General features: G+C 76.4%; 16 protein-coding genes. 11 read left to right on the forward strand and 5 right to left on the reverse strand.

All coding sequences use genetic code 11. The features are described 5' to 3' along the window. Nucleotides 1-286 precede the first annotated feature (286 nt). Nucleotides 287-1537 (reverse strand): PLP-dependent aspartate aminotransferase family protein, encoded by a 1251-nt coding sequence (locus tag BGO37_RS17535; protein ID WP_291757102.1) that lies wholly within the window; start codon nt 1535-1537, stop codon nt 287-289. Between the two features lie 37 nt (nt 1538-1574). Here BGO37_RS17535 and BGO37_RS17540 point away from each other — a divergent pair, with 37 nt between their 5' ends. Continuing rightward, a complete protein-coding gene (locus BGO37_RS17540; protein WP_291757103.1) occupies nt 1575-2693 on the forward strand; it encodes a D-alanine--D-alanine ligase family protein in 1119 nt (372 codons plus the stop codon). Nucleotides 2694-2697: 4 nt separating this feature from the next. Here the strand turns inward: BGO37_RS17540 and BGO37_RS17545 are convergent, their stop codons facing one another. Then, nucleotides 2698-3234, reverse strand: a complete 537-nt coding sequence (locus BGO37_RS17545) for a DUF3515 family protein (RefSeq protein WP_291757105.1) — start codon at nt 3232-3234, stop codon at nt 2698-2700. A gap of 92 nt (nt 3235-3326) precedes the next feature. On the opposite strand from BGO37_RS17545, the gene BGO37_RS17550 reads away from it, so the two are divergent. Further along, nucleotides 3327-4298 carry a thiamine-phosphate kinase gene (locus BGO37_RS17550; RefSeq protein WP_291757107.1) on the forward strand — a complete coding sequence of 324 codons (972 nt, stop codon included), beginning with the start codon at nt 3327-3329 and terminating at the stop codon, nt 4296-4298. A gap of 5 nt (nt 4299-4303) precedes the next feature. Here BGO37_RS17550 and BGO37_RS17555 read toward each other — a convergent pair whose 3' ends face one another. The 3 genes from BGO37_RS17555 to rpmB form a co-directional block, all read right to left on the reverse strand. Then, nucleotides 4304-5281 (reverse strand): DUF2510 domain-containing protein, encoded by a 978-nt coding sequence (locus tag BGO37_RS17555; RefSeq protein ID WP_291757108.1) that lies wholly within the window; start codon nt 5279-5281, stop codon nt 4304-4306. A gap of 68 nt (nt 5282-5349) precedes the next feature. After that, nucleotides 5350-5871, reverse strand: coding sequence for a GNAT family N-acetyltransferase (locus tag BGO37_RS17560; RefSeq protein ID WP_291757110.1), 522 nt, complete (start codon nt 5869-5871; stop codon nt 5350-5352). A gap of 93 nt (nt 5872-5964) precedes the next feature. After that, nucleotides 5965-6156 carry a 50S ribosomal protein L28 gene (gene rpmB, locus BGO37_RS17565; RefSeq protein ID WP_291757111.1) on the reverse strand — a complete coding sequence of 64 codons (192 nt, stop codon included), beginning with the start codon at nt 6154-6156 and terminating at the stop codon, nt 5965-5967. A 207-nt stretch (nt 6157-6363) separates the two neighbouring features. Here rpmB and BGO37_RS17570 point away from each other — a divergent pair, with 207 nt between their 5' ends. From BGO37_RS17570 to rpmF, 9 genes are all read left to right on the forward strand, one after another. Continuing rightward, the gene (locus BGO37_RS17570; RefSeq protein WP_291757113.1) at nt 6364-7869 is read left to right on the forward strand and encodes a DAK2 domain-containing protein; all 1506 of its coding nucleotides are present in this window, start codon (nt 6364-6366) and stop codon (nt 7867-7869) included. Nucleotide 7870: 1 nt separating this feature from the next. After that, nucleotides 7871-10117, forward strand: coding sequence for an ATP-dependent DNA helicase RecG (locus BGO37_RS17575; protein ID WP_291757115.1), 2247 nt, complete (start codon nt 7871-7873; stop codon nt 10115-10117). A 32-nt stretch (nt 10118-10149) separates the two neighbouring features. Then, on the forward strand, nt 10150-10839 hold the full coding sequence (locus tag BGO37_RS17580; protein WP_291757118.1) for an ABC transporter ATP-binding protein: 690 nt from the start codon (nt 10150-10152) through the stop codon (nt 10837-10839). Further along, nucleotides 10836-12470 carry a DUF6297 family protein gene (locus tag BGO37_RS17585; RefSeq protein WP_291757119.1) on the forward strand — a complete coding sequence of 545 codons (1635 nt, stop codon included), beginning with the start codon at nt 10836-10838 and terminating at the stop codon, nt 12468-12470. Before BGO37_RS17580 ends, BGO37_RS17585 begins: the two co-directional genes overlap by 4 nt. After that, nucleotides 12467-13021 carry a 16S rRNA (guanine(966)-N(2))-methyltransferase RsmD gene (gene rsmD / locus BGO37_RS17590; protein ID WP_291757121.1) on the forward strand — a complete coding sequence of 185 codons (555 nt, stop codon included), beginning with the start codon at nt 12467-12469 and terminating at the stop codon, nt 13019-13021. Before BGO37_RS17585 ends, rsmD begins: the two co-directional genes overlap by 4 nt. Before the next feature lie 52 nt (nt 13022-13073). Beyond that, nucleotides 13074-13556: a pantetheine-phosphate adenylyltransferase gene (gene coaD, locus BGO37_RS17595; protein ID WP_291757122.1), complete on the forward strand. Its 483-nt coding sequence runs from the start codon at nt 13074-13076 to the stop codon at nt 13554-13556. Further along, entirely contained in the window at nt 13553-14041 is a 489-nt protein-coding gene (locus BGO37_RS17600) for a hypothetical protein (RefSeq protein ID WP_291757123.1), read from the forward strand. The genes coaD and BGO37_RS17600 overlap by 4 nt, the downstream gene beginning before the upstream one ends. Nucleotides 14042-14142: 101 nt before the next feature. Continuing rightward, nucleotides 14143-14724: a DUF177 domain-containing protein gene (locus BGO37_RS17605; protein WP_291757124.1), complete on the forward strand. Its 582-nt coding sequence runs from the start codon at nt 14143-14145 to the stop codon at nt 14722-14724. Between the two features lie 2 nt (nt 14725-14726). After that, nucleotides 14727-14924, forward strand: a complete 198-nt coding sequence (rpmF, locus tag BGO37_RS17610) for a 50S ribosomal protein L32 (protein WP_291757125.1) — start codon at nt 14727-14729, stop codon at nt 14922-14924. Nucleotides 14925-14950: the final 26 nt, after the last annotated feature.

Genomic DNA, 14950 nt, shown 5'->3' on the forward strand with positions numbered 1-14950 from the left:
TCGTCGGACAGCGCGACAGTGCGCTCTCCGGCGAGACCAACGCGTGCGAACATGTGTTCGATGATACGCCGAGCTGACAGTGTTTGTCCAGGTCAAAGCGCACATTCGTCGTGCCCGAAGACGGGGATCCGGCAACGCCAGGGATGCTCTCCGAACGGGTGGGGTAACCGGGCTGATCCCGCAGGGGCCTCGCGGTCCTGACACAGAGCGGCGGGACAGCGGCACGCCGACGGCCGGCTCGACGTCGCGACAAGGCCCGTCGCCGCGGTGCCGAGTCCGGGCCGCGTCAGCTGCGCAGCGCCTGGTCGAGGTCGCGCCAGAGGTCCTCGACGTCCTCGATGCCGACCGAGAGGCGGATGAGGTCGTCGGGCACGGTCGGGGACTCGGTGGCGAAGCGGCGCCGGCGCTCGAGGCTCGACTCGACCCCGCCCAGGCTCGTGGCCGGCAGCCAGAGGCGCACCCGGTCGACGACTGCGTCCGCCCCCGCGGCGCCGCCGGCCGGCCGCAGCCCGACGATCGAGCCGAAGCCGTCCATGAGGCGCGCGGCGCGCTCGTGACCGGGGTCGGACGGCAGCGACGGGTGTCGCACCTCGACGACGCCGGGGTGCCCGACGAGCCGCGCGGCGAGCTCGGCGGCGTTGGCCTGCGACCGCTCGACGCGCAGCGCCACCGTGCGCAGGCCGCGCAGCGCGAGCCACACCTCGAAGGGCCCGGGGATGGCGCCGTGGACGGTGCGGTAGGAGGCGAGGCGGGCGCGCAGACCGTCGTCGGACGTCAGGGCGGCACCGAGCACGACGTCGCTGTGCCCGGCGAGGTACTTCGTCACCGAGTGGACGACGACGTCCACGCCCTGCTCCAGCGGGCGCACGACGAGCGGCGTCGCGAACGTGTTGTCGGCCACGACGAGCGCGCCGACCGCGTGGGCCGCCGCCGCGAGGGCCGGCGTGTCGGCGACCTCGAGCATCGGGTTGGTCGGCGTCTCGATCCACAGGAGGGCGGCCGGCCCATCATCGCTGCGGCGGTTCCGGGGTTCGTCGTGCTCGGCTCGGTCGGCGGCCGACACGTGATCGTCGTGCGCGACGGCGGCCGTCGCCCGCTCGTCGTGCCCCGTAGCGGCCGCGCCGACGATCGCCGCGACGACCGCCTCCGTGTCCGCGATGTCGACCAGCGTGAGCCGGATGTCGCCGACGGTCGCGAGCTCGTGGGCCAGGCCGAGCGCCACGCCGTACGAGTGCTCCGGCATGACGACCCGCCCGCCGCGCGGCACGAGCGAGAACGCGGCGGCGATCGCCGCCATCCCGGAGGCGAACCCGAGCGCGGGCAGCGCGGTCCCCTCGAGCGCCGCGAGCGCGGCCTCGAGCGCGCGCCACGTCTCGGTGTCGTTGCGCGTGTAGAACAGCTCACCGGCCGCGGGCGTCCCGGTGGAGACGTACGTCGACGAGAGGACGAGCGGAGGGTTGACCGGGCCGCCCTGGACGCGCGGCGGGCGCCCCGCCGTGACGGCGAGCGTGGCGGGGGAGAGGTCGGGGTGGCTCACCCGGCGAGGCTATCGACTGGCGGTAGGGTCGGGCGCGATGTCTCAGACCGCTTCGCCGCGCCCCCGTGTCCTGGTCCTCTTCGGGGGGCGCTCCGGCGAGCACCCCATCAGCGCCGTCACGGCCGGGGGCGTGCTGCGCGCGATCGACCGCTCCCGCTACGACGTGCTCGCCGTGGGCATCACGCGCGAGGGTCGCTGGGTGCTGGCCGACGACGACCCCGACCGCTGGGCCATCACCGACGGGAGGCTGCCGGAGGTCGACGACAGCTCCGCGCGCGTGCTGCTGCCGCAGGCTGCCGGCGACCGCGCGGTGCAGGTGCTGCACGGCCCGGTGGCCCAGGCGCTCGGCGACGTCGACGTCGTCTTCCCCCTGCTCCACGGCCCCTTCGGCGAGGACGGCACGGTCCAAGGGATGCTCGAGCTGGCGGACGTGCGCTACGTCGGGGCCGGCGTGCTGGCGTCGGCCGTCGGCATGGACAAGCAGATGATGAAGCTCGTCTTCGCCGGGCAGGGCCTGCCGGTGGGGCCGTTCGTCGTCGTGCGGCCCGGCGAGGTGGACCGCGACCCGGGAGCGGTGCTGGAGCGGGCGACGCCGCTCGGCCTGCCGGTGTTCGTCAAGCCGGCGCGTGCCGGGTCGAGCCTCGGCATCACGAAGGTCACCGACTGGGCCGACCTGCTGGACGCCGTCCGCGCCGCCGCCGAGCATGACCCCAAGGTGCTGGTCGAGGCGGCGATCGTCGGGCGCGAGATCGAGTGCGGCGTGCTCGGTGGCCGGGACGGGGCGCCCGCGCGCGCGTCCCTCCCCGGGGAGATCGTCGTGCACGGCGAGCACGCCTTCTACGACTTCGACGCGAAGTACCTGGACGAGGAGTCCGTCGACCTCACCTGCCCGGCGGACCTGCCCGACGAGGTCACCGCGCGGGTGCGCGACGTCGCCGTCCGCGCGTTCGACGCGGTCGGCTGCGAAGGGCTCGCCCGGGTCGACGTGTTCGTCACACCCGACGGCGACGTGGTGGTCAACGAGATCAACACCATGCCCGGGTTCACGCCGTTCTCGATGTACCCGCGGATGTGGGCCGCCACCGGGCTGGACTACCCGGCGCTGGTCGACGAGCTCATCCAGCTGGCCCTGCATCGGCCCACCGGCCTGCGCTGAGCCCTCAGAGGCAGCTGCGCTGCTGCTGGGTGTGCGCCGCGATGGCCGTGGCGAGGCCGTCGAGGAACGTCGTCGAGCGAGCCGCCGCGACCGCCGCGGGCACGTGGACCTCGACCGCGGGGACGCGCCCGTAGGTGGTGAAGGTCCAGTCGCTGGTGCCGGGGGTGCTGCCGGCCGTGGGCTGCCCGGTCGGCGTCGGCCCGGCCGTCGCGCCGCCGGTCGCGCCGTCCTGCACGACCAGCCAGTCGATGCTCGGGCCCTGCGCCGACTGCACGGTCACGCAGCGCTCCGTCGTCGGGCCGGGCGGCTCGACGCCGCAGCGCAGCACGATCGCGGGGTCGCCCCACGCGGTGGTCGCCTGCGCGGTGGTGCGGCGGCGGGCGAGCCCGTCGCCGAGCGAGTCGGGCGTGGCGAGGACGAGGGCCGCGCACGCGGGGTCGGTCGCGTGGGCGGCGGGGTCGACCGGCACCGCGGACGCGCACCCGCCGACGAGGAGGGCGGGCACGACGATCCACGCGCGCTGGAGGCGACGACGGGGCACGTGCGACATCCTCGCCCATCCTCCGGTGAGGCGGCTCCCACCGGCACGGATCGCTCCGGCCGCGCGCGCGGCGGGACGCTACGGTGGCGACCGTGGGTGAGCCGCTGGTGCGCGAGGTGTCGGAGGACGCGCTGCTGGCGCGCATCGTCCCGTTGCTGCCGCCGGGCCGGGCGACGCTGCTGCCGTCGGGTGACGACGCCGCGGTGGTGGCCGCGGCGGACGGGCGGTTCGTCGTCACCACCGACGTGCTCGTCGAGGGCCGGCACTTCCGGCGGGCCTGGTCGACGGGTCGCGACGTCGGCCGTCGCGCCGCCGTGCAGAACCTCGCCGACGTCGCGGCGATGGGCGCGGTCCCGACGGCGCTCGTGGTGGCGCTCGGCCTGCCGGGCGACCTGCCGGTGGCCTGGCTCGAGGACCTCGCGCGCGGGCTGGCCGACGAGTGCGGGCCGCTGGGCGTCGGCGTCGTCGGCGGCGACCTGTCCGGAGGGTCGGAGGTCACCGTGGCGGTCACCGCGCTGGGCGACCTCGAGGGGCGCGCACCGGTGACGCGGTCCGGCGCCAGGCCGGGCGACGTCGTCGCGCACGCCGGGGTGCGGGGGCGTTCGGCCGCCGGGTTCGCGCTGCTGGCGGCGGACCTCGAGACCCTGGACGACGAGCTCGTCGCGGCCTACCGGCACCCCACCAGCCCGGTGGCGGCCGGACCGGTCGCGGCCCGGGCCGGTGCGACCGCGATGATCGACGTCTCCGACGGCCTGCTGCGCGACGCCGGCCGGCTGGCCGCCGCCTCACACGTGCTGATCGACCTGGACGCCGACGCGTTCGCCGCCGACCGGGGGCGCCTGGCGGCGGTCGCCGAGGTGCTGGGGGAGGACCCGACGGCGTGGGTGCTCGGCGGCGGCGAGGACCACGGGCTGCTCGCGACGTTCCCGGCGTCGGCTCTTGTACCGGGGCCCTTCGTCGTCGTCGGCCGGGTGCTGGCCGCCCCGGCGGACGGCGCGCCCGAGGTGCTCGTCGGCGGCGCCAGGCCGAGCGTGCCCGCCGGCTGGGACCACTTCGCCGGCTGAGCCCCTCAGCGGAACACGAGCGCCAGCAGGCCGGTCCACAGCGGGCCCACGCCGCAGGCGATGCCGAACCACGCCCGCTCGGCCCCGCCCAGCAGCACCTCCCGGCGCAGCCGCCGGAACCCCAGCCCCGCGAACGCGCAGGTGACGAGCCACGCGCCGAACCCGGCGAGCGGCCAGACCGACAGCGCGATCGTCAGCACGCCCAGGCACGCGGCCAGCGACGCCTGCCAGGCGGTCTCGTCCGGGAAGACGAGCCGCTTGAGGCCCTCGGCGGTGAGGCGGTCGCGGAACCGGTCGGTGCGGGTGGCGTAGCGCACCATCCGCAGCGAGAGCGGCCCGGCGATCGCGGCGGGCAGCCACGGGGGCAGGTCCTCCGCCAGCCGGCCGACGAGCCGGCGCAGCGCCGTCGGCCCGCGCGCGGCGCCAGGGTCGGGCTCGGCCACCCCCGGCGGTCCCCAGGACGGCGTCGCGATGGGGGCGACCGCCGGGGACGGCCAGGTGGCCAGGCCCGCCGACGCGATCGCGGCCAGCCGGTCGGTCGCCGCCGTCGTGGCCGAGGAGGCGGCCGGGGCGACCGCCGGCGTCTCCTCGACGGCGGCCACGGAGGCGCGCGCGGCAGCTTCGGACTGCGTGACGGGCGACCCGGCCTGGGGAGCCGGCGACGGCACCGGGCGGGCGGCCGCGGCCGCCGGCGGTGCGACGGGTGCCTTCTCGACCGGGGCCGGCACCACCGGGATGGGCCCGGAGTCGGCGGCGAGCAGCGCGGCGCGCGCGGCGGCGACCGAGTGGTCCGTGGCCTGTGCGGGCGCCTGGCCCGCTGCCGGACCTGTCCTCGGCTGCGGCACGGCGGCCCGCCGCGGGACGGCGGCGTGCGGCTTCGTGAACGGCGACCACGTCACGCCGTCGAACCAGCGCAGCATCCCGGCGGTCTGAGGGTCCTCGTACCAGCCCGGCTGGATGGACGTGGGCGTCGAAGAGGACATGCCGGACAATCGGCACCGGCCCGCCCCGGCTTGAAATCAACCCATGACAGATGTGGCGAACGGGTGAATCAGCCGCGCCGGTAGCGCACCTCGAGCAGCTCGGCCCCGCCGACGGGCGCGAGCTTCTCGACACCGTCGGGCTCGAAGCCGTTGCGGCGGTAGAAGTGCCGGGCGCGCTCGTTCTCGGCGAGGACCCACAGCATGATCCGGGTGCCGGCGCCCGCCTCGGACACGACCGTCCGCATGAGGTCGCGGGCCACGCCGTGGCCCCACTGGTCCGGATCGAGGTAGATCGAGTAGATCTCGCGGTCGCCGCGGCCGGCGTCCTCGTCGCGACCTGGGCCGAGCGTCGCGAAGCCGACCACGCGACCGCCCTCCTCGGCGACCCAGGTCAGCACGTGCTCGTCAGGCCCGCGGCGCAGGTCCTCCGCCCACACGGGGGCGCGGCGAGCGGGGTCGAGGCCGGCAAGGAACTCGTCCGGGACGATGCCGGCGTACGCGTGCTGCCACGATCGCACGTGGACCTCGGCGATGGCCGCCGCGTCCGCGACCGTGGCCAGCCGGATGGTCACCTCGTCGGTCTGCTCCATATGGTCACGATGCCATAGGCCACGCGTCAAAGAAACGCCAAGGGCCTGTGAGGATGCATCCTCACAGGCCCCGGACGAACGGTCTCGGACGGCTCAGACGGCGCGGCTGACCTTGCCGGCCTTGAGGCACGACGTGCAGACGTTGAGCCGCTTCGGGGTGCCGTTCTCCACCACGCGGACGCGCTGGATGTTCGGGTTCCAGCGGCGGTTGGTCTTGAGGTTCGAGTGCGAGACGTTGTGCCCGAAGCTCGGGCCCTTCGCGCAGACGTCGCAGGTGGCTGCCACGGTGTACTCCTGGTCGGTGGTCGGCGGAGTGCTCGTCGTCCTCGGGCGCCGGGACCGGCGCGGGCCGCTGCGGGCACCACGAATGTCCGGGGCTGCCGGACAACCGGACAAGACTAGCCCACGGTTCCCGGGCGCCAAAATGCGGTGCCGGTGCGCGGCCTGTCGGCAGCCTGCGGCACAGTGGGGGCCGGCGGAGGGAGAGCGGGCGTGGAGCGGCTGGACGGCGCGGCGGTGCGCGACTGGGCACGGGTCGCGGCGGAGCTCCTGACGCAGGCGGCGCCACGGATCGACGCGGTGAACGTGTTCCCCGTCCCGGACTCCGACACGGGGACGAACGTGCGGCTGACGGTCACCGGTGGCGCGCGGCGGGCGGCGAAGGCGCCGGGCACCGCGGGCCCCGGGCTCGTCGCGCGGGCGTTCGCCTCCGGGGCGCTGACGGCCGCCCGGGGCAGCTCGGGCGTCATCGTCAGCCAGTGGCTGGCCGGGTTCGCCGCCGCGCTGCCCGACGACGAGCCGGCGGACCCGTCGGCGATCGCGGCCGGGCTCGAGGCCGCCGCCGCGGCGGCGCGCGGGGCCGTCGCCCGGCCGCAGGAGGGGACGGTGCTGACCGTCGCGCGCCTGGTCGCCGAGCAGGCGCGCCATGCCGCGCGCACCGGCGCACCCGCGTCGGACCTCCTGGGCGCCGCGCTCGAGCAGGCGCGGCACGAGCTGGCGCGCATCAGCGCCGAGCACCCGGTGCTGCGCGAGGCGCACGTCGTCGACGCGGGGGCGTGCGCGCTGCTCGTCGTGCTCGAGGCCCTGGACCGCACGCTGGCACCGCGGACGGGTGCGACGCCGCTCGACTGGCTGCCGGACCGCGGGGTGGCGCCCGACGAGCTGGCGGCGTGGCGGGTGGCCGAGCCCGGCGGTGCCTACGAGGTGATGCTCCTGGTGTCGCCCGCGGAGCCTGCCGACCTCGGGCCGGCCCTGCGGGAACGGCTGGCGGCTGTCGGCGACTCGGTGGCCGTCGTCGGGGCGGACGACCTGTGGCACGTCCACGTGCACACGGACGACCCGGCCGCCGCCATCGAGGCCGCGCACCTGGGCGACCGCACGCAGGTCGTCGTCCGGCTCGTCGAGGGGGCGGCGCAGCAGGTGGCCGCCGGCGACGACCTCGGGCTGGTCATCGCGACGGCCGAGCCCGGCGCCGCGCGGTTCTTCGCGACCGGCGGCGCCGTGGTCGTCGTGCGCTGCCCCGAGGAGCCGGTGACGGCCGAGCACCTGGCGCGCGCGGTCGCCGACTCCGCCGCAGCGCGCGTGGTCCTGCTCGCCGGCGACGACGAGCTCGCCGGCCCGGCGCGCGCGGTGGCGGTCGAGGGGGTGCAGCTGGAGCTCGTCGGCGCGCCGGACGTGCTGGCCACCGCCGTCGCGGCGCTCGCGGTGCTCGGCGGCCGCGGCGCGGCCGGGACGCGGGCCGACGAGGCGCAGGCGGCGGTCGCGCGGCTGCGGACGGCCGACGTCGACGTGTGGGGTGACCTGGCGCCGACGGCGGGGGCGCTCGTCGAGGAGGCCGCGGGGGCGGCGCAGGCGGTCACGGTCCAGCACGGCCCGGGCGAGGCGTACGACGACGCGGTGGCGCTGCGCGGCTGGCTGGAATCCGCCTACCCGGACGTCGACGTCGTGCTCGTCGGGCCGGTCGCCGGCGGCCTGCGGTGGCGGATCGGGGTGGACTGAGGTGACGGTCTCCGCGTTCCCGTCCGCCGCACCGCTGGACCGCCCGGTCCCCAAGGCGTTCGGGCTGAAGTCCGGCAAGAGCCTGGAGGGCCTCGGGCTGCGCACGGTGGGCGACCTCGTGCGGCACTACCCCCGCCGCTACGAGCACCGCGGCGAGCTGACCGACCTGTCGGGGCTGGTGCTGGGCGAGCACGTCACCGTCGTGGCGGACGTCCAGAGCGCGACCGTGCGGGCCACCCGCAGCGGCAAGGCCATGCTCGAGGCGTCCGTCACCGACGGGCGCGGGCGGCTGCGGATCGTGATCTTCGCCGGCCACCGCGCCAAGCTGCGCTACTACGAGGCGAAGCTCGTGCCCGGGCGGCGCGGTCTGTTCAGCGGCGTCGTCAGCGAGTACCAGGGCCACCTGCAGTTCCTGCACCCGGACTTCGAGGTGTTCGACCCGGAGTACGAGGAGCGCGCCCGCGAGGAGGCGGCCTGGCCCATCCCCATCTACCCGGCCTCCCAGAGCCTGCAGAGCTGGCAGATCCGCAACGCGGTCCGCCACGAGCTCGCCGGGCTCCAGGACGCCGACGTGCCGGACCCGCTGCCACCCGCGCTGCGCTCCGCCCACCGCCTGCCGTCGCTGCTCGACGCGCTCCGGCTGGTGCACGTGCCGCAGGAGGACGCCGACTGGCACCGCGGCCGGCACCGGCTGCGGTTCGAGGAGGCGTTCGTGCTGCAGGCCGAGCTGGCGCGGCGGCGCGCGCGGGCGGCGGGTCAGCCGGCGGTGCGGCGGCCGGGCGCGGCCGGGGGGCTCCTCGACGCGTTCGACGCGCGGCTGCCGTTCACGCTGACCGCCGGCCAGGTGGAGGTGGGGCAGCAGATTGCCCACGAGCTCGCCGCCGCGCACCCGATGCAGCGGCTGCTGCAGGGCGAGGTCGGCTCCGGCAAGACCGTCGTCGCGCTGCGGGCGATGCTCCAGGTCATCGACTCCGGCGGGCAGGCGGCCCTCCTGGCGCCGACCGAGGTGCTCGCCGCCCAGCACGCGCGGACCCTGCGGGCGCTGCTCGGCGACCTCGCGGAGGGCGGCTTCCTCGGCGGCGCCGACCGGGCGACGCGCGTCGCGCTGCTGACGGGCTCGCTGCCGGCCGCCGCGCGGCGCGAGGCGCTGGCCGACGCGGCAGGGGGCGCCGCCGGGATCGTCGTCGGCACGCACGCGCTGCTCAACCCGGACGTGCAGTTCGCGGACCTCGGGCTCGTGGTGGTCGACGAGCAGCACCGGTTCGGCGTCGAGCAGCGCGACGTGCTGCGCACCCGGAACGAGGTCCAGCCCCACCTGCTGGTGATGACCGCGACGCCCATCCCGCGCACCGTGGCCATGACGGTGTTCGGCGACCTGGAGACGTCCGTGCTGCGCGAGGTGCCCGCCGGCCGATCCGGCGTGAAGACGTTCATGGCCTACGCCGACCGGCCCAACTACGTGGCGCGGACGTGGGCGCTCGTGCGCGAGCAGGTCGCGGCCGGGGGCCGCGCGTTCGTCGTCTGCCCGCGCATCAGCGCGGACGGCGACGAGCAGGGTGACGACGACGCGGACCTGCTGGCCGACGAGGAAGGCGAGGCAGGCGAGGGCGGCGACGCGAAGGCGACCCGCCGCCCGCTGCGCGCCGTGCTCGAGGTGGTCGAGGAGCTGCGGGGCCGCCCGGAGCTGGCCGGCGTGCCGATCGGTCTGCTGCACGGGCGGATGTCGTCGGAGGACAAAGACCGGGCGCTCGCCGCGTTCGCCTCGGGCGAGACGCCCGTCCTCGTGACCACCACCGTGATCGAGGTGGGCGTCGACGTGCCGGCCGCCACGGCGATGGTCGTGCTCGACGCCGACCGGTTCGGGCTGTCGCAGCTGCACCAGCTGCGCGGCCGCGTCGGCCGGGGGAGCGCGCCGGGCGTGTGCCTGCTGGTGTCGCACGCGGAGGAGGGCACGCCGGCGTGGACCCGGCTGGAGACGCTCGTGCGGACCACGGACGGGTTCGAGCTGGCGGCGGCCGACCTCGAGCTGCGGCGCGAGGGCGACGTGCTCGGCGCCGCGCAGTCCGGCGCCGGGTCGTCGCTGCGGCTGCTGCGCGTCGCGCGCGACGCCGACCTCATCGAGCGGGCGCGGGAGGAGGCCACCGCGCTCGTCGTCCACGACCCGGAGCTGACCGGCTGGCCGGCGCTGGCCGACGCCATCGAGCAGCGGTTGCGCGGCGCCGGCGAGGAGTTCATCGACCGCGTGTGAGGCCACCGGGAGGGCGGTCTACCCTGGCCGTCGTGCCTCAGCCCGTCGCCCGTGCCCAGGACCTGCTCGTCGGCTACGGCGGGGCGCCGGTGTGCGCACCGGTGACCTTCACGCTGCACCCGGGCCGGGCGCTCGCCCTGGTCGGCGCCAACGGCTCCGGCAAGTCGACGGTGCTGCGCGCGGTCATCGGCCTGCTCGAGCCGGCCGGCGGCACGCTGACCGTGCTCGGCAGGCCCGTCGACGAGCGGACGGTCGAGTTCCGCAGCGCGGTCTCCTCGGTGCTGGACGACGACGCCTACTTCCCGTCGCTGTCGGTGGCCGAGCACCTGTACCTCGTCGCGCGCGGGCACGGCGTCCTCGACGCGTGGGACCGGGTCGACGAGCTGCTCGACGAGTTCGGCCTCGCCGACCACGCCAGGTCGCTGCCGGTGTCCCTGTCCAGCGGGCAGCGGCGCCGCCTGCTGCTGGCCGCCGGGTTCGCGCGGCCGCGCTCGCTGCTGGTGCTCGACGAGCCCGAGCAGCGGCTGGACCGGCGCATGCTCTCGGCCCTTGCCGATCGGCTCGTCGCGGAGAAGGCCGCCGGGGGTGCGGTCCTCATGGCGTCGCACGACCCCGAGCTGGTCCGCGCGGTCGCCGACCGTGCCCTGCACCTGGACGACCACGCCAACGAGCTGCTCTCCGCCGCCGACGCCGCCGAACGCATCGCCCGGATCCCCTCGTGACGGACGAGCTGCCGCACGGCGGCCCCGCGGTGCTGCCCGGCGACGTGGGCGACCTGCCCGAGGCGCGCTCGATCCGGCGGTTCACCGCCGCGGCGGGCAGGGCGCGCGCCGGCGCGAGCCTGTCGTCGCTGCTCGGCGACGTGTACTACGCGGTCATCTCGGCGGCGATCGGCGCTGCGGTCGCGGTCGGCGTGGCGGGGCAGGTCCGCGCCTCGCTGCCGCCGCCGCCGGCGGTGCCGCCGGCGACGAGCCTGAGCCTGCCGACGCTGGTCGCGGTGGCCCTGCTGGCAGGCGCGGGCGTGCTGGTGTCGCTGGCCGGCCGGCTCGGCCCGGTCGGCACCGGGGGGGCGGAGTCGGCCTGGTGGCTCGTGCTGCCGGTGGACCGGCGCGGGCTGCTGCGGCCGGCCGCGCGCCGGCTGCCGATCGTCGGCGCGGTCGCCGGCGGTGCCGTCGTGGCGCTGCTCGACGGTGGCCTGCTCGGCGACAGCGGGCAGCGCACGCTGCTGGCCGCCGCGGCGGGGGTCGTCGTCGCGGCCCTCCTGGTGCTGCTGGCCACGGTGGTGCAGTCGGCCGGGGTGTCGCGGCGGCGGGTGGCGCTCGCGGGCGACGCGCTGCTCGGGGTCTCGGCCGTGCTGGCGGTCGTGCTGGCGCTCGGCGGCGCGCACCTCGCTCAGCTGCCGGTGGCGCCGTGGCCGCTGCTGGTCGTTGGTGTGCTCCTCGTGGCGGCCCTCGTGTGGCTCGTCGACGGCCGGCTCGATCGGATGCCGGCCCGCAGCCTGCGCGAGAGCGGCTCGGTGGCGACGCAGGCGATGGGCGCCGTCGTCTCGCTGGACTCGCGTGAGCTCGGCCGCGCCTTGACGGCCGGGTCGGCACGCCCGGTGCGCCGCTGGGTCTCCCGGTTCCACGGCGTGCGGGGGGCGGCGAGCGCGCTCGTCGCGGCCGACGTGGCGCAGCTGCGCCGCTCGCCACGTCACCTGGTGCAGCTCGTGGTGGCCGCGCTCATCCCGTGGCTGGCCACCGTGGTGCCGCAGCTGGCGAACGTGCCCGGGGTGCTCGTCGCGGTCCTCGTCGCGGGCGGGATCGCCTCGAGCGCAGCCGCCGAGGGCGCGCGCGCCGGTGAGATGAACCCGATCCTCGACCGGATGCTGCCGCTGGCGGCGAAGACCGTGCGCCGGCTGCGGATGGCCGTGCCCGGGGTGGCGATGCTCGCGTGGGCGCTGCTGGCGTTCGCGGCTCTCGGCCGCTGGGCGGGTGACGTCGGCACCTGGCTGGTGCTGGCCGCGCTCGGCGCGCCGGTGTGGGCCGCCGCCACGGTGCGCGCCGCCTACCGCCCCGGCCCGAACTGGTCGAAGCCGCTCGTGTCGACACCGTTCGGCGCGCTGCCGACGGGCGTCACCACCGTGGTGTCCCGTGGCCCGGACCTCGTCGTGCTGTGCCTGCTGCCGACGTGGATCGCGCTGATCCTGCGGCACGTCACCCCGACGTTCCTGCTGCTGCAGGTGGTCGGGTCGGCGATCGCGTTCGCGGTGGGCTCGTCGATCGCCACCGGCACCCTCATGGACCGGCTCTTCGAGGCGTCCGGCGGCGCCCCGGGGACGCCGGGGAGCAAGCCGGCGGCGGCCGGTCGGTGACGCGCATCGTCGCCGGCAGCGCGGGCGGGCGGACCCTCGAGGTCCCCGCGCGCGGGACCCGGCCGACGAGCGAGCGCGTGCGGGAGGCGCTCTTCTCCCGGCTCGAGCACCTCGACGTCGTGGCCGACGCGCGCGTCCTCGACCTCTACGCGGGCTCGGGGGCGCTCGGCCTCGAGGCCGCGAGCCGGGGTGCGGCCTCCGTCACGCTGGTGGAGGCCTCCAAGCCCGCCGCCGACGTCTGCCGGCGCAACGCGGCGACCCTGGGCCTCGACGCGCGGGTCACGGTCGTCACGGACCGCGTCGAGCGGTTCGTCGAGCGTCCGCCGGCGGCGCCGTGGCGGCTCGCCCTCCTCGACCCGCCGTACGACGTCGGCGAGGCGGCGCTGGGCGCGGTGCTGACCGCCCTGGTCGGCGCGCTCGACGAGCAGGCGGTCGTCGTCGTCGAGCGCTCCACGCGCAGCCCCGAGCCGTCGTGGCCCGCGGGGCTCGCGCGGTTCGACGAGCGCCGCTACGGCGAGACCACGCTGTGGCTGGCCGAACCGGGCGCGTGACCCCGGCGAGGGCGCGCGGCCCGCGGGCCGAGCCCGGCGTAGGTTGGCCGTCGTGAGTCTCGCGGTCTGCCCCGGGTCGTTCGACCCCGTCACGCTGGGCCACCTGGACGTCATCCGGCGCGCGCGCTCGATGTTCGACGAGGTCGTCGTGGTCGTCGCGCACAACGCCGCCAAGCACCCGCTGCTGGCGGTCGACGTGCGCGTCGCGCTCGTCGAGGGTGCCGTCGCGGACATGACCGGCGTCACGGTGACGAGCTGGGACGGGCTGCTGGCGGACTTCCTCACGCGGTCCGGCGCCCAGGCGGTCGTCAAGGGCCTGCGGGGCGGTGCCGACGTCGACGCCGAGCTGGGCATGGCCCTGCTCAACCGGCACCTGTCGGGCGTCGAGACCGTCTTCGTCCCCGGCGACGGTGCGCTGGCCCACGTGGCGTCTTCGCTGGTCAAGGACGTGGCGCGGCACGGGGGGTCGATCGACGACCTCGTGCCGCCGGGCGTCGCCGCGGCGGTGTCCGCGGCGCTGGAGGAGAGGGCGTGAGCGCGGTGGACGACGAGCGGACCGGCGGCGTGCAGGGCGTGCTGGAGGCGCTGACGGCGACGGTGGCCGGCGCGCGGGCGATGCCCATGTCGTCGTCGGTGCTGGTCAACAAGGCGGAGCTGCTCGACCTCGTCGAGCAGGCGCGCGAGGCGCTGCCGCAGCAGCTCACCCAGGCGGACGCGCTGCTCGCCGACGTCGACGCGGCGAAGGAGCAGGCGCGCGCGGACGCGGCCGAGATCGTCGCGCAGGCCCGGCAGGAGGCCGACCGCCTGGTGGAGTCCGAGGCGGTGACGGTGGCGGCGCGCGAGAAGGCGGCCCAGATCCTCGCCGACGCCCAGGAGCAGGCCGACGCGCTGCGACGGGACGCGGACGACTACTGCGACCGTCGCCTGGCGGACTTCGAGATCGACCTCGGCAAGGTGCTGGCGCAGGTGCAGGCCGGCCGCGCCAAGCTCGCCGGTCGGCTGGGCTTCGACGGCGGCTGAGCCCGTCCCGGCCGTTTTGGGGGCGGCGCGGGCGTGCCGTAGACTCGTCCGCTGGTCCAGCCGGTGGTGGTTGGGACCGGGATCGACGAGGGGACTACGCCGTGCAGCGCCCTGGCCACCTCGATCCCCGCTCGCCGTTCGTGCTCGACACCCATGAGCTCGGTCGACGTCCGGGATCGACGCGGACCATGCGGATGACGGTGCCGGCCCCCGCGGATCTCGGGACCGTCGTCATCGGCATCCCCGAAGGATCCGACCTGGAGCTCGACCTGAGGCTCGAGGCGGTGATGGAGGGGGTCCTGGTCACCGGCTCGGTCCGCGGCCAGGCGGTCGGGGAGTGCGGGCGCTGCCTGGACGAGGTGACGGAGGCTGTCGACGTCACGCTCGCCGAGCTGTTCGTCTACCCCGAGCGCGCTGCCGTCGCTGCCCAGGACGGCGACGAGGACGACGAGGACCTGCGGGAGCTGGACGGGGACTTCCTCGACCTCGAGCCCGCGCTGCGGGACGCGGTGGTGCCCATGCTGCCGTTCCAGCCCGTGTGCCGGCCCGACTGCCCGGGTCTGTGCCCCGTCTGCGGGGCCAGGCTGGCCGACGAGCCGGGACACTCGCATGAGACGCTTGACCCCCGGTGGGCCGCCCTCGGCGGCCTGACCGGAACGGACGACGAGACGAAAGAGAGCTAGCCGTGGCTGTTCCGAAGCGCAGGATGTCGCGCGCCAACACCCGTGCGCGGCGGTCGCAGTGGAAGACCACTGCCACGACCCTCAGCACCTGCCCCCGCTGCAAGGCGCCCAAGCAGCCGCACCTGGCGTGCCCGGCGTGCGGCGCCTATGGCGAGCGCACCTACGAGCAGGCGCTCAAGAGCGAGCACGAGCACGCGTGAGTCCGCGCGGTGATCTCGAGGTGAAC

Source organism: Cellulomonas sp. 73-92 (genome assembly GCF_001898175.1).
GTDB lineage: Bacteria > Actinomycetota > Actinomycetes > Actinomycetales > Cellulomonadaceae > Cellulomonas.